The following is a 17,812-nucleotide window of genomic DNA, read 5'->3' as shown; positions in this document are numbered from 1 at the left end:
CGCAACTGTCGGAGTCCATGCATGAACGCGTCATCCATCGCCACCCTTACCCATTCCACGCTGCGCATGCGCGCACCGGGCCTGTTGCTGGCGGTGGCGATCGGTGTACTGGCCATGGCGCTGGGACGTTACGCGCCGCTGATCGGTGGTCCGGTGATCGGTATCGTGCTCGGCATCATCGTGCGCAACCTGTTGTCTCCGGGCGAGCGTTACCAGCCGGGCATCGCATTCGCCGGCAAGTACGTGCTGCAGTGGTCGATCATCGCGCTGGGTTTCGGACTCAGCCTCAGCCAGGTGGCGAAGACCGGCTTCGAATCGCTGTCGGTGACCCTGGTGACGATGACCGTGGCCTTCCTCGCCGCGCGGCTGATTGGGCGCTGGCTCGGCGTGCACGACAAGCTGAAGATCCTGATCGGCGTGGGCACTGCGATCTGTGGCGGCTCGGCAATTGCCGCGGTGACCCCGATCATCCGGCCGGACGACCACGACACCGCGTTCGCGATCTCCACCATCTTCCTGTTCAACCTGGTCGCGGTGCTGCTGTTCCCGCTGCTCGGTCACCTGATGCACATGTCCGACATGGGCTTCGGCCTGTGGGCCGGCACCGCTATCAACGACACCTCGTCGGTCGTCGCCGCCGGCTACAGCTACAGCCACGCCGCCGGCGACTACGCCACCATCGTCAAGCTGACCCGCGCCACCCTGATCATCCCGGTCTGCCTGGTGCTGGCCTTCGTGGTCGCCACACGCGAAAAACGCCGGCACAAGCAGGAAGGCAGCGTCGGCCATTTCAGCCTCGCCAGCATCTTCCCGTGGTTCATCCTGTGGTTTCTGGTTGCCTCAGCGGTGCGCACCGCTGGGCTGATCCCCGTCGTCATCCAGCCAGCGATCCACCTGCTGGCGGAATTCCTGATCATCGTCGCGCTGACTGCAATTGGTCTGTCGGCCAACCTGCGCCGAATGGCCGCCAGCGGTGCACGGCCGATCCTGCTAGGTCTGGGCGTGTGGATCGCCGTGTCAGTGAGCAGCTTGCTGGTACAGCTGGTGATTGGGCAGATGTGAGACAGGACATCGTGTGGCTCATGCAGAAATTGCAGATCCATCATTTCCGACGTACATCTTCGGGAAAACGTAAATCAGCAACAAATTATTCAATCGCTACAACAGTCGATCGGGTGCGACGGCGCCTGTGTCGTATACACGAACACCTACAACCGTACCTGCACGCAGGAACCTGCCTGAATCCACGCGAATGCTGACAACCCGGCCATCCGGCAACGCTACCTCCGAAGCAATTACAGTTCCGTAGTGCATGCGGCCAGACCAAATAGCGGAGCTACTTTGTACTTTACCCATAACCAAGTGGTATGGACCTGTTGCTCGTGGCGCCGTAAACACCCAGTAGATCTGCATCGCAAGCAGCGGTACCAGTGCGATTGAAAACCACACCTGGTAAGGGTGACGAGCCGCATAGGACTGCTGGCCGATGGAAGGCTGATTGAAACGAAGCAAATCTTCCCGATCGACTTCTTGGTCAATCGGCTTGGCAGCCTCCTTTTCACGAGATTCGGCCTCCAGATCCTGCAGCTGCTTGTCTGCCTGGTCGAAAAGCTCATCTAGACTTTTGTTCATTTGAAGTTTCTCCTCGACTGAAGCGCGTCCCTATCGCCCCAAATTGAAGAGATATCTGCCAATCAATAGAGAGACGATGCCGAGAGCTATTGAAACGATGAGACCCCACAGGTCGCGTATCCCAACCCCGCGGACCATCGTTTGCCAATCTTCACCCTTGCGAATTTTTCCGAACGTCTTGAAGAAATATCCCGCCAACGAAACAAGCGCGAATATGAACAATTCAAGATACAAAACAGTTCCCGCGAGGACCGCTACACCGTGAGAATCCAGCCTCGCTGTTCCATCGGCCTGCAGTAAAATAAATACGCCGAATACACTCAACGCAAGTACGCATGAAGATGACACGATCGTTGCGAATTTCCAAACAGTCATAGGGGCATACGTTGCTTGATAAACCAGCTGCTGCCGCTCAATTGATCACTCTTGCTCCGATTGCGCCAACGTACAAAGCTCACACCTTACCCTGCTCCACCAGGGTCAACGCCACCTTGTCGCGCAGATACACCGGCAACGCCAGCTCCGGCGCCTGCGCATGGCCAGCCTTGAATTCGCGCAGCGCCAACTCGGCGACATGCGCAGCCTGTGGATAGCGCAAGCCATCGGCCGAATGCAGCGTGCCAGTAAGGCGTTCGCACAACACCGTGGCATAAGTAGCCCAGCCGCTGCCGACGACCTGCCACGCAGCGGCTTGCGGCAACTGCAGGGTCTCGGCGGTGCAGATGCGTTCGTCGTCCAGCGCGATCAATCCGCCGTTGTCATCCCGACGGTAACAGGCGGCATAGATCTCGCCCATGCGCGCATCGATCACGGCGAGGATCGCGGTGCCTTCCTCTTCCGGCGCTTCCAGCGCCAGCGCGGCCAGCGATGAAATCGTGATCACCGGCAGATCCAGTGCCAGCGCCATACCTTGCGCCAGCGACACGCCGAGCCGTACACCGGTGAACGCCCCGGGGCCACGGCCCACGGCGATCGCATCCAGTGCATGACGACCGATGCCGGCTTCAGCCAGCAAGGCATCGGCCATCGGCAGCACCAGCTCGGTGTGCCGGCGTGGTGCCATTTCGCTGCGCGCGATCAGTTCGTCGCCGTGGATCAGGGCAACGGAGCAGGCTTCAGTAGCGGTTTCGATCGCAAGCAGATTCATGGTTGCACCATGATAGCGGCTGGCGGGATTGACGGTGGCCCGCCCAGCACGGTGGCTATTGCTCCAAGTGCCCGATTGCGCATGTCCTGCACTCCCCAGTTGTCCGGAGTGCCCATCACAGCAGCACGTGCGGCGCCGCCGCGGGCGAAACGCGGGCATTCATGCGGCCATCGCCTACCCGTACGCGACTCATTCCATTACCTGCAAGGTAATCGCCTCACCCACGTAGTGCCCGCAAGCTGTATCCACACCCACAGCAAAGGAGCACACGCCATGAACACCACTCGCCAACTCATCGAGAAATACCTGCAGGGATGGAACGAGACCGACGCGCTGCGCCGACGCGCACTGATCGAGGACGTCTACGCCGAACACGCCACCTATACCGACCCATTGATCGAGGCACGCGGCTGGGAGGCGATCGACGCCACCATCGCCGCGGTGCAGAGCATGTTCCCCGGCCACGTGTTCCGCCTCGCCGGCAACGTCGATGCACACCACGACATCGCCCGTTTCCACTGGCACCTGGCCGAACCCGGTGCGGACGAGCCGCTGGTGATCGGCTTCGATGTTGCCGTGCTCGACGAGGGTCGCATCCGCCAGGTGCACGGCTTCCTCGACAAGGTGCCGGTCGCCGCCTGAACCCCTGGGCGGCGGCCCGCAGCCGTGGCCCTTCCTGCCAACCCAAGAGGACTTCCACCATGAGTCATTTCGAAACCAGCGATCGTACCCGCCTGCTCTACCGTGACTGGGGTAGCGGCCAGCCCATCGTGTTCGTCAGTTCGTGGGCGCTCGACTCGCGCGCCTGGGCATCGCACATGCTGTACTTCAATGAACTCGGCTTCCGTTGCATCGCGATGGATCGACGCGGCCACGGTCGCTCCGATGATCCCGGCCGCGGCTACCATTACGACCGCCTCGCCGACGACCTGGCCGAGCTGCTCGATCACCTGAACCTGCGTGAGGTCACCTTGGTCGCCCACTCGATGGCCACCGGCGAATGCACGCGCTACCTCGCCCGCCATGGCAGCGGACGTATCGCCCGCGTGGTGTATCTGGCCCCGGTGGCACCGAGCTATCTCGACGGCAGCCGCGATGCATGGAGCATGGACAACGCCACGGCCGAACTGGCATTGGCCGATATGCGCCGCGACTTGCCGAAATGGCTGGCCGACAGCGCAGACGGTTTCTTCCTTCCCGCCGAAACCGGTACCTCGCCGGAAACCATCCGTCACACCATCGACATCGTGCTCGATGCCTCGCTGCACGCCTTGGTCGAATGCTTCCGCGCCACGCATGTGGATCAACGCGACGAACTGTGCGCCATCGACGTACCGCTGCTCGTCGTGCATGGCGACCGCGACGTCAGCGAGCCAGTGCAGCAGGGCCGCGCCATCGCAGCGCTGGTACCGCACAGCCGCTACCTCGAATATGCCGGTGCGCCGCATGGCCTGTACCACACTCACTTCGAGCGGCTGACGACCGACATCCTCACCTTCGTGCGGGAGACACCTGTTTCCGGGCGCACTAGAGCCCCATGCACCCAGGCCGCCGCATGATTTCGACGGCACCCGCACACCACGGCATGGGCGCGCACTGGCATCATCACGCCATGAGCGCCCTGCCTACCGATACCCCACGCCCCGTCGGCGATCTGTTGCGCGAATGGCGCCGTCATCGGCGCCTGAGCCAACTCGACCTCGCCACCGGTGCCGAGATCTCCACGCGGCACCTGAGCTTCGTCGAGTCAGGTCGCTCGCAACCGAGCCGCGACATGATCCTGCACTTGGCCGAATACCTCGACCTCCCGCTGCGCGAACGCAACGCCTTGCTGACCGCCGCCGGTTTTGCCCCGGCCTTCAAGGAACGGCCGCTGGACGATCCCGCACTGGCCACCGCCCGCCACACCATCGACCTGCTGCTGAAAGGCCTGGAGCCGTATCCCGCACTCGCCGTCGACCGCTACTGGCAACTCGTCGCCAGCAACCAGGCCACGCTGCGCCTGCTGACTGGCGTGGCACCCGAACTGCTGCAACCGCCGATCAACGTATTGCGCCTGAGCCTGCACTCCGCCGGACTCGCCCCACGCATCCGCAATCTCGCGCAATGGCGCGCGCATCTGCTGCACCGCCTGCGCCAGCAGATCGATGCCTGCCACGATCCACAACTGCTCGCCCTATTGCGCGAATTGCAGGCGCTGCCCGCGCCCGACGCCATCGCCGAAGTCGCCATGCCCTCCGCCATCGCCGTGCCCATGCAACTGGAAGTCGACGGCGTGGTGCTTTCCATGCTCAGCACCACCACCGTGTTCGGCAGTCCGGTCGACATCACCCTCGCCGAACTTGCGCTGGAAGCCTTCGTACCGGCCGATGCGGAAACGGCAGAGCGGTTGCGCGAGATGGCCGCGCCGTATCCGTGAAACTTCGCTCCGTGCACATGGTCACTCCATCACAGGCCGCAACAGCACTGCACCGCTGAAACGCCAATCCGGCGAAGGACAGGGGAACTCATGCACACGCTCGCGAAGTTTCTGGCACGCAACAAAGGTTTCATCACCTTCATGCTGTGCATGATCATGTTCCGCAGCGCGGTGGCTGACTGGAACGTGGTGCCGACCGGTTCGATGCAGCCCACCATCAAGATCGGCGACCGCATCCTCGTCGACAAGGCGGCCTACGACATCCGCCTGCCGCTGACCCACATCTCGCTGCTGCATCTGGCCGACCCGCAACGCGGCGACATCGTGGTGCTGGATTCCCACGCCGCCAACGAACGGCTGGTGAAACGGGTGATCGGCCTGCCTGGCGATGAAGTGGCGATGCGCGGCAACGTGCTCTACATCAACGGCCATGCGGCCAGCTACGCCAACGGAAGTTACGGCGGCATCCACGACGACCTGCTGAATCCGGCGCATTACGAAATCGAACATTATGGCGACATGCGTCACGCAATACGGCTGTCCGTGAATTGGCCCAGCCCGGCCAGCAACTTCGGGCCGGTGAAGGTACCCGCGGGTCAGTACCTGCTGCTCGGCGACGATCGCGACAACAGCATGGATTCGCGCTATTTCGGCTTCTTCCCGCGCGGCGAGATCGTCGGTCGCTCGCGTTACGTAGCCGCTTCACTGGACCCTCAGCATCACTACCTTCCGCGAAATGATCGCTTCGGCGCAGCCCTGGACTGACGGCTCAGCTTCCTGCTACTTCAGTGCCCTGGTGAAACACGATCTTCCAACCGTCCCACGCATGCCGCCAGATAGTCGCGCGCCGGGTCAGTCGTGAGTCCTGTCGCAACGTATAGGTGAGCAGGTAGATATCCGTGGCGAGCTGGCGACAGTGGAATTCGGAGGTCTCCCATATATCCGGTTCGAGCGAGTCACGCCGTGCGTCGAGCACGTCGAGTACGTACTGCCGACTGTAGCGCCGACCGGAGGCGCCCACTTCCCGGAAGTCCGTCTCGGTCATGCGCTCGAAGTCGGCGCGGCTGGCGCCGAACTCGGGGCGATGAAAGATCGGTTCGCGTTCACGCAGTTCTTCCAGCACACCGAGAAGCTCAGGTGAGGTGAACAGATCGGGTTCCGTCTCGGCCGTCATCGTCGGATCCTCGCATTTGTCGTCAGGCGCATGCACGCACGTTTACGCCGGCGGCTGCCACAGTTCGACGCGCGTGCCTTCCGGATCCATGATCCATCCGAAGCTGCCCAGTTCGTTAGTGTCGGTGCGCTCGTCCACCGTGACCCCGGCCGCGCGCAGTTGCGTCAGCAATGCATCGAGATCATCCACGCGGAAATTGACCATGTACGGCTGCACACTCGGCGCGAAGTAGCCGGTGTCGGCGGCGAACGGTGCCCATAACGTGAAACCGGGACGCGCAGCATCCTCGTCGAAACGCACGCCACCCCAGTCTTCGAGAGACAGGCCAAGATGCTTCGCGTACCACGCGCTGAGGGCAGCCGGGTCGCGTGCCTTGAAGAAGATCCCGCCCAGTCCGATCGCCTTTGCCATGTCCCGCCTCCTCAACCTGCGGCGGCTGCCGAGGCTTTGGCATTGTCAAAGAATGCCTGCACATCCGCCAGCTCGCGCGTGCGCGGCATCGACGGCAGGCTGGCCAGGAACAGCTTGCCATAGCCCTTGGTGGTCAGCCGCGGATCGCACAGCACCAGCACGCCGCGATCGTGCACGTCGCGGATCAGCCGACCCGCGCCCTGCTTCAGCGCGATCACCGCGCTGGGCACCTGCCAGCCCATGAACGGATTGATGCCGGATTGTTCGAGTGCCTCCAGCCGCGCCGTCAGCACCGGATCGTCGGGCGCAGCGAATGGCAGCTTGTCGATCACCACCACGCTGAGCGCCTCGCCGACCACGTCGACGCCTTCCCAGAAACTCGCCGCACCCAGCAACACACCATGGCCGCTGGCGCGGAATTCCTCCAGCAGTCGCGGCCGCGGTGCAGTGCCCTGCACGAACAGCGGCCACGGCACCTTGTCCTGCAGCAGCTCAGCCGCTCGACGCAGCGCGCGATGCGAGGTGAACAGCAGAAACGCGCGGCCATTCGAGGCGTGCAGCACCGGCAACACCGTCTCGATCACCTGTTCGGTGTAATCGCGTGCGTTCGGATCGGACAGGCCGGATGGCAGGTAGCACAATGCCTGTCGCGCATAATCGAACGGACTTTCCAGACTCAGCGTCTGCGGATCATCCAACCCGAGCTGGCGCGCGAAGTGATCGAAGTTGCCAGCCACCGACAGCGTGGCTGAAGTATGGATCCACGCCGCATGGGTACGCTCGCGCAGGCCGCGCATCGGCACCGCCAGATCCAGTGGCGTGGCGTACAGCGCGAAGCCACGTGGAAATGTCTCGTACCAGCGCACATCACGATCACCGTGCGACTCGACGATGCGGTCCAGCCGTCCAGTGAACAACTCGGCACGTTCGTGCAGATTGGCGAAGCCGCGCGAACGCTCGTCCTGCGAAGCGAGCAGCTCGGCCAGCGTGGCCAGCAGTTCGCGCAGGTCGTGCAGCGACTCGCGCACACCGGCACGATCCTCCAGTTGCTGGAACGCACCGCGCGATGGCAAGGCATCCATCGCCAGCCGCAGCTTGCGCAGCGCATCCTGCAGCGCCTCCACCGGCTCCAGCAGAAGGCCGATCGCGCCGGTGATGCCGTTGCATTCGGTCAGCGCATCCTGCGCCAGTTCGCTCAGCTGACGCGCACTGATGCTCTGCGAAAAGAACTGGCCCGCCAGTTCGGGAATCTGGTGCGCCTCATCCAGGATGAAGGCGGCCGCGCCCGGCAGGATCTCGCCGAAACCCTCCTGCTTCAACGCCAGATCGGCAAACAGCAGATGGTGATTGACCACCACCACGTCCGCCTCCATCGCCTCGCGGCGCGCCTTCACCACATGACAGTCGTCGAAGAACGGACACTCCACGCCAAGGCAGTTTTCCGGCGTGGAGGTGACACGCGGCCACAGTGGTGATTCTTCCGGCACCTCGGCCAGCTCCATCCGGTCGCCACGGCGCGTACGCGCCGACCATGCGCGGATCGTCGCCAGCTGCGCCGCCTGCGTGCGTTCGTAGGTGGCGCCCTCGCGCACGGTCTGGTCGAGCCGGTACAGGCACAGATAGTTCGCGCGCCCTTTCAGCAAAGCCGTCTTCAGCCGCGCGCCCAGCACCGAACGCACTTTCGGCAAATCACGGAAATACAGCTGGTCCTGCAGCGTCTTGGTTCCGGTGGAGATGATCACGCGCTCGCCGGACAACAACGCCGGCACCAGATACGCGAAGGTCTTGCCGGTACCGGTACCAGCCTCGGCAATCAGCGTGTCGCGTCCGGCGATCGCGTGCTGCACCGCGCGCGCCATCGCCTGCTGCGCCAGCCGCGGCGCGAAGTTCGGCAGCTCGCGCGCGAACGGGCCATCGGCTCCGAGCAAGGTACCCACATCGTCGGACCCGCTGTCATCGAAATCGGTCATCCCTCAAGTATGGCCGAGTAGGTCGACGCGGCAAACCTGGTCATCCACTGGCATGGGCTATGGCAATGCTTCACCATGCCGACACCACCACGGGAGAAACGCATCATGACGACCGAACTGAGCATGCTGTGCTGGAGTGTTGTGCTGGGGCTGGTGCAGATCGCGATCGCCGCGACTTTTTCCGTCAGCCAGCGCGGCCTGGGTTGGGCCGCAGGTGCACGCGACGCCGTCCTGCCACCGCTCACTGGCATCGGCGGTCGGTTCGATCGCGCCCGCGCCAACTTCCTGGAAACCTTCCCGCTGTTCCTCGCCGTCGTGCTCGCCGGCCATCTGCTGCAGCGTCACGACAACATGACCGTGCTCGGTACGCAGCTCTACTTCTGGAGCCGGTTGGTTTACGTGCCGCTGTACGCTGCCGGCGTTGCCTACGTACGCACCCTGGCCTGGGCAGTGAGCATCGTTGGCATCGTGCTGTTGCTGGGGGCATTGTTCTAAAGCTACCCGCTTCATGCGCATCGTGGCAGCGTGCGCGGACTCGCCGCAGAACTGCATGAGTACATCAAGATAGCGAACCGCCGCAGGCATCCTTGACTCAATACCGCGAAACACCCGCCTTGTGGCACTGCTGCACCCACTTGCGCGCGGTATCGGCGCCGGCTTCGTCACCGGCCTGCAGACGCATTTCCACGACGGTCTGCCAGTTGCGCGCACACAGCGGGCCCAGCCTGGGACCGAGTGACCACGACTGGTGGGCGAGCCGTTCGGCGGTGGCGTAGTCCTTCAGGCGTATCGCCATTTCCGCGCGTTCCTGCAGCAGGTCGGGCGACTCAGGGCTGAGCTTGAGTGCCTGGTCGAGCTTGGCTGCCGCGTCGGCATAGCGGCCGGCCTGCTCATCATTCCTGGCCTGATCCTGCAACATGGCCACACCGGGATCGCGCAGCGGATTGACGTCGATGATGGATTTTTCGCGATCGCCGGCGGCGTGGATCGCACCGATCATGTCGTGATCCGGCACCGCGGCCGGCGTGACCGGCGCTGGCGTCCGCTCGAACAGACTGCAGCCGGCAAGCAGACTGACTGCGAGCAGTACGGAAGTCGCGGAGAATCGCTTGAACGGATGCAACATGGTCAGTTCCGGATAGGAGTATCGGTTGCGGCAGGCGTGGCGCTGCTGGTGGAGGCTGGGTGATCGCCACCACCGAACAGGTTCTGCACACCCTGCCAGAAGCAGCCTTCGGTATCACTGGAAAGTGTGCCGGCAATCACCGGAACCTGCAGCGCGCCTTCGCATTGCGACTCGGTGCGCTTGCCGTCGGCCGGGTTGATCCATGCCATCTCCAGCCCGGCGGCCGGCGCGGCGGAAAGTGGCTGAGTCGGCAACTTGGCAAACAGCTCGCGCCACGCACGCAGCGCACCGGTGGCGCCGAACAGACCGGTCGACTTGTTGTCGTCGCGACCCATCCAGAACACTGCCAGATGTTCGCCGGTGAAGCCGGCAAACCAGCTGTCACGCGTGTCGTTGCTGGTGCCGGTCTTGCCGGCCGCGTGCAACGAGGCCAGTCCGGAACTGCCGATCGCGCTCGCGGTGCCGCGCAACGCCACCTGCTGCATCGCCCAGGTAGTCAGATGCACGGCATCCTGATATTCGCCGTTGCCGCCCTGCACCTGGTAACGCTTGATGGTGAGGCCGTTGCCGTCGACCACGCCGCGCACCGCCACCAGCGGCAGCGCGTGGCCGTCGGCCGCCAGATACTGGTACAGCTGGGTGAGTTGCAGCGGCGCCAGATCCAGCGCGCCGATCAGCAGCGACGGACCTGGATTGACGTTGCTGAGACCGAACGATTCGAGAAACGCCTTGATTCGCGGTATGCCCACGCTCAGACCGAGGCGGATGCTGGCAAGATTCCACGACTGCGCCAGCGCATTGACCATCGGCACCTGGCCATGACTCTGGTTGTCGTCGTTCTGCGGCGTCCAGCTGCTGCCATCGGGCTGGCGCATGCTGATCGGACTGTCATCGAGCTGGCTGGCCAGGTTCCAGCGCTCGGGCTGGGTCAACGCCACCAGGTAGACGAACGGCTTGATCGTCGAACCGACCGGGCGCCGTGCATCGAGCGCGCGGTTGAAGCCCTGGTCGCCCGGAATCTTGCTGCCGACCACGGCCAGCACGCTGCCACTCTGCGCATCGGTTACCACGGCTGCCGCCTGCAGCATGTCGGCACGCTTGCCGAGCCCCTTCATGGTGCTGGTGATCGCCTGCTCTGCATATAGCTGAGCGGCGGGATCGAGCGTGGTAAAGACCGACAGATTGCCCTGACTCAGGGTATCGTCGTCGAAATCGTTGATGATCTGCGTGCGTACCAGCTGCATGAAGGCCGGGAAGCGATTGTGCGGCAACTGGCCATTGCTGACGACATCCAGCGGGGCAGCCTGCGCCGCATTGGCTTGTGCTGCGGTGAGCAAACCCGTGCTGACGAACTCCTGCAGCACCAGATTGCGCCGGGTCAGTGCACGTTCGGGCGCGCGGCGCGGGTCGTAGTAGCTCGGCCCCTTCACCATGCCGACCAGCAAGGCGATCTCCTGCGGCCGCAGATCCTCCAGCCGGCGACCGAAGTAGAACTCCGACGCCGCAGCAAAACCATGCACCGCCTGATCGCCCTGCTGACCGAGGAACACGTCGTTGACGTAGGCCTCGAGAATCCGGTCCTTGCTGTAATGCGCCTCCAGCAACATCGACATCAACGCTTCGTTGATCTTGCGCGTGAAGTTCTGGTCGCGGTTCAGGAACAGATTGCGCACCAGCTGCTGGGTCAGCGTCGAACCGCCCTGCACGGTATGCCCGGCGCGCAGGTTGGCGAAGGCGGCACGTGCGATCGCACTGAAGTCGACGCCCAGGTGGTGCTTGAAATCGCGATCCTCGACCGCTTGCAGACCACCGAGCAGCAGCGGCGGTACGTCGGCCAGCCGCACGAAGCGACGCTCTTCCTGCTTGGCGCCGTACAGCGTGGCGATGCGTGCCGGATCCAGATGGGCCAGCGCCATGCTCTTGCCGGCACCGATGTCCTGCACCGACTGCACCACACCGCTGCCCAGAGTGACGCGGATGCGCTTGGGCAGCTCGCCACCATCCGGGCCGGCATAACCGCGCGAGGAGATCGTGTAGCGGGTGCCCTGCCTCATCCAGCTGCTGGCCACCTCGCCATGGCCATCCTGGCTGTAGCCGGCGAAGGTCAGCTCCAGTTCGAGCGCGGCTGGTGTCATCGGCGTGTCGGCAGCCAGTGCCAGCGGCCGCGCATAGACGCGCGTGGGCACAGCGAAGACCAGGTCATTGAAGCGATCCTGCACGCGCTTGTTCAGCACCAGCGTGTATGGCAACACGAAGCCGAACAGCAGGCCCGTGCCGATCCAGAACGGGATACGCAACCACGGCCAGCAGCTATGCACGAACGAGCGAGTACGAGTCAGTAAGGCCAACGTGGGGGAATCCGGCAGCAAAGTGGTTCGATGATAGGGCCTGCACCCCGGCGCGCATATGAACGTCGCGGCCGGTTTCAGGGCAGAACAAGGGCAACGTGGCCGCGTCTACACGGGCGACATCCACATCGACGATTCGGGACGGAACGGCCGCGGACTGATCCCGAGCAAACGCTGCAACTCGTCGTTGTCGGCAATCAGATCGGCGTCGAGCCGGTTCAGCGGACCACGCAACGGCGGCAGTGCATGCTGCCCCAGCCGCAACAGCCACGCCGGCAACGGCAGCGGCACCGTGGCTCGCGGCAGGCTCTGGCGCACGCGTGCAAACATGGCGGCTGCCGGCAGCCGTTCGCCGCCGCCGATCGGCACGATGCGTCCGGCCGCTGCCGGGCACTCGAGTGCAGCCAGCACAGCTTGCGCGATATCGTCGGCATGTACCGGCTGGCGCAAGCCGCTGCCGGCCGGCAACGGGAACAGCCGCAGGCGCATCGCACGCCGCGCAATCGGCGTCAGGCTCTTGTCCAGCCCGGCACCGTAGATCAGGGTCGGTCGCAGCACCGTCCAGGCGCAGCCATGGCGGGCACAGGCCGCCGCCAGCGCCGCCTCGCCATCACGCAACTGGCGCGCGACCTCACGCTCGGCTGGTACGCTGGAATCACGCTTGGTCTCGGCGCTCATCGAGCTGGTGGCAATCACCCGTGGCGCGTCGCACAGCGGGGCCAGCGCCAACCATTCGGCCAGCGCCCACAACGGCCCGAAGCTGATGATCGCTGACAAGGGTGGCAGCTCCGGCACCGCATTGGGCAGCGCGCCCTGCAGCCAGTCGACGCCGGCCTGCGGCAGCCGTGGATGACGACTGAGTGCCAGCACTTGCTCGCCGCTGGCTTGCAGTCGTGGCAACAGGAAATGACCGATCTGACTGCTGCCGCCAAGGACCAGTACCGTCATTCCGCGCTCACTGACTGGCCTGCAGGCGCGCGCTCAGATCCAGCACGCGCGGGTGATTCGGTGCCAGCTTGCGGGCTCGCTCAAGCGACTGCGAGGCACCCGCACGATCACCGTTCGACAGCTGCTGCTCGGCCTGGTCCAGCCACGCCGATGCCAGCCGGTTGCCGAGTGCGCCTTGCGCCGCATCACCCGGTGCCAGATCGGCGAGGTTCGCCAGCATGTCGTTGGCCTGCCCCAGCTTGCCGTTGGCGAGATCCTGGTTGAACTGTTGCTCGACCTGGCCCGGCAATCCCTGCAGACCTTGCATGGCATCGGCGTTGTTGCCATCGATCGCCAGCGCGCTGCGATACAGGTCATACGCACTGTCGCCGGGCGGCATCATGATGTTGCCGCTGCGTGTCGCCATCTGGGCGCGCTGCACCAGCCGTGCCACCGCGGCGCTCTGCTGCGGTGACAGTGGCGCCGGTGCGGGAGTTGCAACGTCGTCATCCGACGGCGGCGTGGCGCCGGGCGCTCGCGCGGCGCTGGCCAGTCGCGCCCGTGCGGCAGCAAGGTCGGCCGATTTCGGTGCCAGGGCGGCGGCCTGATCAAGCAACTTGCCGGCCTGCGTCATGTCGCCGGCATCGATCGCCGCGTTCGCCTGTACAGTCAGCGCCTCCGCCACATCACCTAGCCCGCTCCGGGCCTGCGCATTGCCTGGATCCAGCACCAGTGCAGCCTGGAAATGAGCCAGCGCGGTGTCGTCCCCGGAACCGCCGATGCGGCCAGCGCGCAACGCATCCTGACCCTGCTTGAGTGCCGCATCCAGCTCAGTGTTGTCCTGCTGGCGTACTTGCGCCTGCAGCGCGCGCAGCGCCGGCAGCGCACCATTGTTTGGCTGCAAGGCGGCGAGCTGCTCGATGCTGGCGTTCGCCGTGGTGCCGTCATTCGCATCGAATGCCTTGCGTGCCCGCACCGCCAGCGCATCACCCACCTGATCCAGACCATGTGCCGCCACCGCGTTGCCGGGATCGGTCTGCAATATCTGCCGATACAACACACCTGCGCCCTGCGGACCGTCCAGCTGGCCGGCGGCCAGTGCCTGCTGGGCGCGATCCACCAGATCCACGGTATGCACCTGTGTTGCACGCGCATTGCTGATCGACTGGTCGAGCCGGTCGATGTCGCTGCCGCCGCCAAGCAACTCGCGGGCGACCGCCGCCTGCTGTGCAGCCTGGCCGAGCTGGCCAGCCTGCAGCGCGGCATCGGCCTGGGACAGTTCGGCCTGACCCACCTGGCGCAGGCCGGCGCGCGCGCGGTCGTTGTCCGGCTCCAGCGCCAGCGCGGCCTGGAACAGCTCGCGCGCACTGGTGCCGTCCTGGCCGTCCAGATGGCCAGCCTGCAAGGCCTGCTGTGCCTGTCCCAGCACATTGTTGAAATCGGTGCGCGGCAACATGCCACGCAAGCGGCTTTGATTGACCCACAGCGCCGCTGCCATTCCGATCACCAGCAGCAACAGGAACGGCACCAGCCAGCCACGCCGGCCCCCACGACGTGGCGCCGGCGGCGTTCGCTCACGCGGGCGACGTGGTTCGATTCTGACCTGCGGCAGATCATCGCCGGAAGGCGCGCGCGGCGAAGCGTCAAGGTGATCGAGATCACCCAGGGTAGGTTCGGTGCGACCGTGTGAATTCGCGTCGTGCTGGTCTCGGCGTCCGCTCATGTTCCATGTCTGTGCAAGCAACGCATGCAGCTTAGCATCGGGCCACCGACGCGCTTCGCATCGCCGAAACGGGCGTTCAGCTTGCGGCGTACACATCTCGACCCATCTGCAAAGCAGGGCTGCCCAGACTGGGACTCACGGAGATACCGGTAGTTCAACCGGTACCTACGCGCCGCACGTCGACCACATTCGGCAGTGCCAGCAGCTTGCCGAGCAGGGTCGACAGCTGGTCGAAATCGCGTACACGCAGAGTGAAGCGCATCTCCACCTCGCCGGTGTTCGCGATCAGCCGGCTGGCTGAGGCGATGATATGGGTACCGGCATTGCTGATGAGGCCGGTGACATCTTTCTGCAGTCCCTTGCGGTCGTAGCCGCGCAGCTCGATATCGATCTCGTAGGCCTTCGCGGCGACCCGTCCCCAGCTGACCTCGATCACCCGATCCGGATCGCGCCGCGCCAGTCGCGCCAGGCTGCCGCAATCGACGCGATGCACCGACACGCCGCGCCCCTTGGTGATGAAGCCGCGAACGGCATCTCCCGGCAGCGGCTGGCAGCAACGCGCCAGCGTGGTCAACAGGTTGCCGATGCCCTCGATGCTGAGCGCGCCATGCTCGGGCGTGCTCGTCGCCCGCGCCGTGACCGGGGTCAGCGTCGGCTCGACCGGCTGCGCAGCCTCCTGCAGCACACGGGCAATCTGGCCGGGCGTGATCTCGCCCAGCGCCAGCGCGATCAGCAATTCGTCGTGGTTCTTCAGATGGAAATGCGCCGGCAGCTTCGCCACGTCGGCCGTCGAGAGCGCCAGACGCTTCAACTCGCGCTCGAACATCCCGCGGCCGACCGCGAGATTGGTGTCGTGGGCGATCCGGTGGAACCACGCGCGCACCTTGTCCTTCGCACGCGACGTGTTGAGGTAGCCGTGATGCGGCGAGAGCCAGTCGCGACTGGGATCAGCCACCTTGGCGGTGAGGATCTCCACCCGATCGCCGCTCTGCGGCTGGAACGTCAGCGGCACGATGCGGCCGTTGACCTTGGCGCCGCGACAACGATGGCCGACTTCCGTGTGCACCAGATAGGCAAAGTCCAGCACGGTGGCGCCACGCGCCAGATCGAACACCTCACCCTTGGGCGTCAGCAGGTAGACGCGATCCTCCAGCAGCTCGGTGTGCAGGTCGGCGGCCAGCGCATTGTCGTCCTCGCCGCGCGGCTCCAGCAGCTTGCGCATCCAGGCGATCTTCGCCTCGAATTCGGCATCGGCGCTGCCACCTTCCTTGTAACGCCAGTGCGCGGCTACGCCCAGTTCGTTCGCACGATGCATCTCGTGGGTGCGGATCTGCACTTCCAGCGTCCTGCCAGCCGGCCCCAGCACGGCGGTATGCAGCGACTGGTAGCCGTTGCCCTTGGGCCGTGCGATGTAGTCGTCGAACTCGCCCGGGAGGTGCGGCCAACGTGCATGCACCACACCAAGCGCGGCGTAACAGTCAGTGACATTGTCGACCAGCACACGAACCGCGCGGATGTCGTACAGGTCGGAGAACTCCAGCGCCTTGCGCTGCATCTTTTTCCAGATCGAGTAGATGTGCTTCGGCCGCCCGGCCAGATCGGCATGGATACCGGCGGCCTGCAGCGCACTTCCCAGTTCATCCAGCGATTCGCGGATGAACGTCTCGCGGTCGGTGCGGCGCTCGTCCAGCAGTTGCGCAATGCGCCGATAGGTGTCCGCCTGCAGATAGCGGAAGGCCAGGTCTTCGAGTTCCCACTTCAGCTGCCAGATGCCGAGCCGGTTCGCCAGCGGCGCGTGGATGTCGCGTGTCAGCCGTGCCAGCGCCTCCCGCTCCGGCTCAGGCAGCGTGACCGCCGCACGCATGCGAGCCAGCTGCCGCGCCAGCAGCACGAACACCACGCGCAGGTCGCGCACGATCGCCAGCAACAGCCGGCGCAACCCTTCGGCGGCGCCATCCGGCGAGCGCTGCGCGTGCAGCGCCCACACCTGCTCGGCCGCCTGCTGCCCGCTGACCAGCCGCTGCAACTCGGCGGGAAGGGTTGGGGCCTTGGCTGTCCACAGCGCCGGATCGACCCGCGCCAGTTCGAACCACAGCGCCGCGGCCTGGGTCTGCGCATCGCAACCGAGCAAGCCGAGCAGATCCAGCACGTCGCCGCATTCGGCCTCGGGAACGGAATGTGCTGCACACGCCTGCAGCGCCTCGGCCAGCAGTGGCGGCAAGCTGAGGGCACGATCGCGCCACGACTGCAGGCTGGAGGATTTGACGGCTCGGGCCATGAAACAGGATGTCCGGTACAGACCGCTATGGTAGCCGCAGCCATGCACCGGCGGCCGTCACGCGCTTGAATAGTGCGGCCAGCATGAGCGACGCTTGGCCTGAGAGCGGTTTACCGCGCAGAATCGACCATCATTCCGTTCCGTGATCCATCGCGCCCAGAGGACCCACCCATGCCGATCCGTCCCCGTCACCTGATCCTGTCCATGCTGCTGGTACTGCCGTTGTGCGGCCTGTCCGTGCACGCCCAGCAGGCCGCCGGTCTGCAGCAGCGCATGAGTGACGCCGAGTTCAAGGCGGCCGGACTGGACAAGCTGTCGCCGCAGGAGCTGGCCAATCTCGACAACTGGCTGAGCACACATGGCAAGGTCACCACCAAACTAGTCGACGCCAGCGGCAAGCCGGTGTTTTATGCCGACAAGACAAAACGCAGCAAGATCAGCGCGCATATCGTGGGGCACTTCGACGGCTGGCATGGCCAGGACCAGTTCACCCTGGACAATGGTCAGGTATGGAAGCAGGTCAGCTCGGATGCACCCTCCTGCATGAGCGCCGACAACCCCGTCGTCAAGATCAAGCCGTCACTGATGAGCAGCTGGCTGATGTATGTGGACGGCTGCAACGGCGACGCGCACGTCGAGCGGGTGCGCTGACCACAC

17 protein-coding genes are annotated in these 17,812 nt (G+C 64.7%); 7 read left to right on the top strand and 10 right to left on the bottom strand.

The window, feature by feature from the left end; translation table 11 throughout:
* Positions 1-21: 21 nt before the first annotated feature.
* Positions 22-1,062, top strand: coding sequence for a YeiH family protein (locus tag B0E51_RS04075; RefSeq protein ID WP_077443552.1), 1,041 nt, complete (start codon positions 22-24; stop codon positions 1,060-1,062).
* Positions 1,063-1,158: 96 nt separating this feature from the next.
* On the opposite strand, the gene B0E51_RS19090 is transcribed toward B0E51_RS04075, so the two are convergent.
* The gene (locus tag B0E51_RS19090; protein WP_143525781.1) at positions 1,159-1,632 is read right to left on the bottom strand and encodes a hypothetical protein; all 474 of its coding nucleotides are present in this window, start codon (positions 1,630-1,632) and stop codon (positions 1,159-1,161) included.
* Positions 1,633-2,086: 454 nt separating this feature from the next.
* A complete protein-coding gene (gene tsaB / locus B0E51_RS04065) occupies positions 2,087-2,779 on the bottom strand; it encodes a tRNA (adenosine(37)-N6)-threonylcarbamoyltransferase complex dimerization subunit type 1 TsaB (RefSeq protein ID WP_077443550.1) in 693 nt (230 codons plus the stop codon).
* A gap of 273 nt (positions 2,780-3,052) precedes the next feature.
* Here tsaB and B0E51_RS04060 point away from each other — a divergent pair, with 273 nt between their 5' ends.
* The 4 genes from B0E51_RS04060 to lepB all read left to right on the top strand — a co-directional run bounded on the left by B0E51_RS04060 (position 3,053) and on the right by lepB (position 5,963).
* A complete protein-coding gene (locus B0E51_RS04060; RefSeq protein ID WP_077443549.1) occupies positions 3,053-3,421 on the top strand; it encodes a nuclear transport factor 2 family protein in 369 nt (122 codons plus the stop codon).
* A gap of 59 nt (positions 3,422-3,480) precedes the next feature.
* Entirely contained in the window at positions 3,481-4,338 is an 858-nt protein-coding gene (locus B0E51_RS04055) for an alpha/beta hydrolase (RefSeq protein ID WP_077443548.1), read from the top strand.
* A gap of 53 nt (positions 4,339-4,391) precedes the next feature.
* Entirely contained in the window at positions 4,392-5,198 is an 807-nt protein-coding gene (locus B0E51_RS04050) for a helix-turn-helix transcriptional regulator (protein ID WP_077443668.1), read from the top strand.
* Positions 5,199-5,288: 90 nt separating this feature from the next.
* Positions 5,289-5,963: a signal peptidase I gene (gene lepB / locus B0E51_RS04045; protein ID WP_077443547.1), complete on the top strand. Its 675-nt coding sequence runs from the start codon at positions 5,289-5,291 to the stop codon at positions 5,961-5,963.
* Positions 5,964-5,967: 4 nt separating this feature from the next.
* Here lepB and B0E51_RS04040 read toward each other — a convergent pair whose 3' ends face one another.
* The 3 genes from B0E51_RS04040 to B0E51_RS04030 are packed head-to-tail and all read right to left on the bottom strand — an operon-like array spanning position 5,968 to position 8,753.
* Positions 5,968-6,372: a DUF4440 domain-containing protein gene (locus B0E51_RS04040; RefSeq protein WP_077443546.1), complete on the bottom strand. Its 405-nt coding sequence runs from the start codon at positions 6,370-6,372 to the stop codon at positions 5,968-5,970.
* 42 nt (positions 6,373-6,414) lie between these two features.
* Positions 6,415-6,783: a VOC family protein gene (locus B0E51_RS04035; RefSeq protein WP_077443545.1), complete on the bottom strand. Its 369-nt coding sequence runs from the start codon at positions 6,781-6,783 to the stop codon at positions 6,415-6,417.
* Between the two features lie 11 nt (positions 6,784-6,794).
* A complete protein-coding gene (locus B0E51_RS04030) occupies positions 6,795-8,753 on the bottom strand; it encodes an ATP-dependent DNA helicase (protein ID WP_077443544.1) in 1,959 nt (652 codons plus the stop codon).
* Between the two features lie 105 nt (positions 8,754-8,858).
* Between B0E51_RS04030 and B0E51_RS04025 the strand changes: the two genes are divergently transcribed.
* A complete protein-coding gene (locus B0E51_RS04025; protein ID WP_077443543.1) occupies positions 8,859-9,248 on the top strand; it encodes an MAPEG family protein in 390 nt (129 codons plus the stop codon).
* A 97-nt stretch (positions 9,249-9,345) separates the two neighbouring features.
* Here B0E51_RS04025 and B0E51_RS04020 read toward each other — a convergent pair whose 3' ends face one another.
* The 5 genes from B0E51_RS04020 to B0E51_RS04000 all read right to left on the bottom strand — a co-directional run bounded on the left by B0E51_RS04020 (position 9,346) and on the right by B0E51_RS04000 (position 17,155).
* Entirely contained in the window at positions 9,346-9,879 is a 534-nt protein-coding gene (locus B0E51_RS04020; RefSeq protein WP_077443542.1) for a tetratricopeptide repeat protein, read from the bottom strand.
* 2 nt (positions 9,880-9,881) lie between these two features.
* Positions 9,882-12,227: a penicillin-binding protein 1B gene (gene mrcB / locus B0E51_RS04015; protein ID WP_077443541.1), complete on the bottom strand. Its 2,346-nt coding sequence runs from the start codon at positions 12,225-12,227 to the stop codon at positions 9,882-9,884.
* A gap of 108 nt (positions 12,228-12,335) precedes the next feature.
* A complete protein-coding gene (locus B0E51_RS04010) occupies positions 12,336-13,175 on the bottom strand; it encodes an NAD-dependent epimerase/dehydratase family protein (protein ID WP_077443540.1) in 840 nt (279 codons plus the stop codon).
* Between the two features lie 7 nt (positions 13,176-13,182).
* Positions 13,183-14,877: a hypothetical protein gene (locus B0E51_RS04005; protein ID WP_077443539.1), complete on the bottom strand. Its 1,695-nt coding sequence runs from the start codon at positions 14,875-14,877 to the stop codon at positions 13,183-13,185.
* Positions 14,878-15,031: 154 nt separating this feature from the next.
* Positions 15,032-17,155 carry a bifunctional (p)ppGpp synthetase/guanosine-3',5'-bis(diphosphate) 3'-pyrophosphohydrolase gene (locus tag B0E51_RS04000; protein WP_077443538.1) on the bottom strand — a complete coding sequence of 708 codons (2,124 nt, stop codon included), beginning with the start codon at positions 17,153-17,155 and terminating at the stop codon, positions 15,032-15,034.
* A gap of 171 nt (positions 17,156-17,326) precedes the next feature.
* On the opposite strand from B0E51_RS04000, the gene B0E51_RS03995 reads away from it, so the two are divergent.
* Complete coding sequence (locus B0E51_RS03995; RefSeq protein WP_077443537.1) at positions 17,327-17,806, top strand: hypothetical protein; 480 nt, start codon at positions 17,327-17,329, stop codon at positions 17,804-17,806.
* The last annotated feature ends 6 nt before the right edge of the window (positions 17,807-17,812 follow it).

Origin of the sequence: Rhodanobacter sp. C05, assembly GCF_002001165.1 — a bacterium.
GTDB lineage: Bacteria > Pseudomonadota > Gammaproteobacteria > Xanthomonadales > Rhodanobacteraceae > Rhodanobacter.
Note: the sequence above shows the minus strand (reverse complement) of the source record. Positions and strands in the feature narration are given on the sequence as shown.

What these genes read in the sequence shown, in the direction of transcription:
- B0E51_RS04075 (WP_077443552.1), top strand. Translation starts at nt 22, where the DNA reads ATGAACGCGTCATCCATCGCCACCCTTACCCATTCCACGCTGCGCATG.
- B0E51_RS19090 (WP_143525781.1), bottom strand. Translation starts at nt 1,632, where the DNA reads ATGAACAAAAGTCTAGATGAGCTTTTCGACCAGGCAGACAAGCAGCTG.
- tsaB (WP_077443550.1), bottom strand. Translation starts at nt 2,779, where the DNA reads ATGAATCTGCTTGCGATCGAAACCGCTACTGAAGCCTGCTCCGTTGCC.
- B0E51_RS04060 (WP_077443549.1), top strand. Translation starts at nt 3,053, where the DNA reads ATGAACACCACTCGCCAACTCATCGAGAAATACCTGCAGGGATGGAAC.
- B0E51_RS04055 (WP_077443548.1), top strand. Translation starts at nt 3,481, where the DNA reads ATGAGTCATTTCGAAACCAGCGATCGTACCCGCCTGCTCTACCGTGAC.
- B0E51_RS04050 (WP_077443668.1), top strand. Translation starts at nt 4,392, where the DNA reads ATGAGCGCCCTGCCTACCGATACCCCACGCCCCGTCGGCGATCTGTTG.
- lepB (WP_077443547.1), top strand. Translation starts at nt 5,289, where the DNA reads ATGCACACGCTCGCGAAGTTTCTGGCACGCAACAAAGGTTTCATCACC.
- B0E51_RS04040 (WP_077443546.1), bottom strand. Translation starts at nt 6,372, where the DNA reads ATGACGGCCGAGACGGAACCCGATCTGTTCACCTCACCTGAGCTTCTC.
- B0E51_RS04035 (WP_077443545.1), bottom strand. Translation starts at nt 6,783, where the DNA reads ATGGCAAAGGCGATCGGACTGGGCGGGATCTTCTTCAAGGCACGCGAC.
- B0E51_RS04030 (WP_077443544.1), bottom strand. Translation starts at nt 8,753, where the DNA reads ATGACCGATTTCGATGACAGCGGGTCCGACGATGTGGGTACCTTGCTC.
- B0E51_RS04025 (WP_077443543.1), top strand. Translation starts at nt 8,859, where the DNA reads ATGACGACCGAACTGAGCATGCTGTGCTGGAGTGTTGTGCTGGGGCTG.
- B0E51_RS04020 (WP_077443542.1), bottom strand. Translation starts at nt 9,879, where the DNA reads ATGTTGCATCCGTTCAAGCGATTCTCCGCGACTTCCGTACTGCTCGCA.
- B0E51_RS04010 (WP_077443540.1), bottom strand. Translation starts at nt 13,175, where the DNA reads ATGACGGTACTGGTCCTTGGCGGCAGCAGTCAGATCGGTCATTTCCTG.
- B0E51_RS04005 (WP_077443539.1), bottom strand. Translation starts at nt 14,877, where the DNA reads ATGAGCGGACGCCGAGACCAGCACGACGCGAATTCACACGGTCGCACC.
- B0E51_RS04000 (WP_077443538.1), bottom strand. Translation starts at nt 17,155, where the DNA reads ATGGCCCGAGCCGTCAAATCCTCCAGCCTGCAGTCGTGGCGCGATCGT.
- B0E51_RS03995 (WP_077443537.1), top strand. Translation starts at nt 17,327, where the DNA reads ATGCCGATCCGTCCCCGTCACCTGATCCTGTCCATGCTGCTGGTACTG.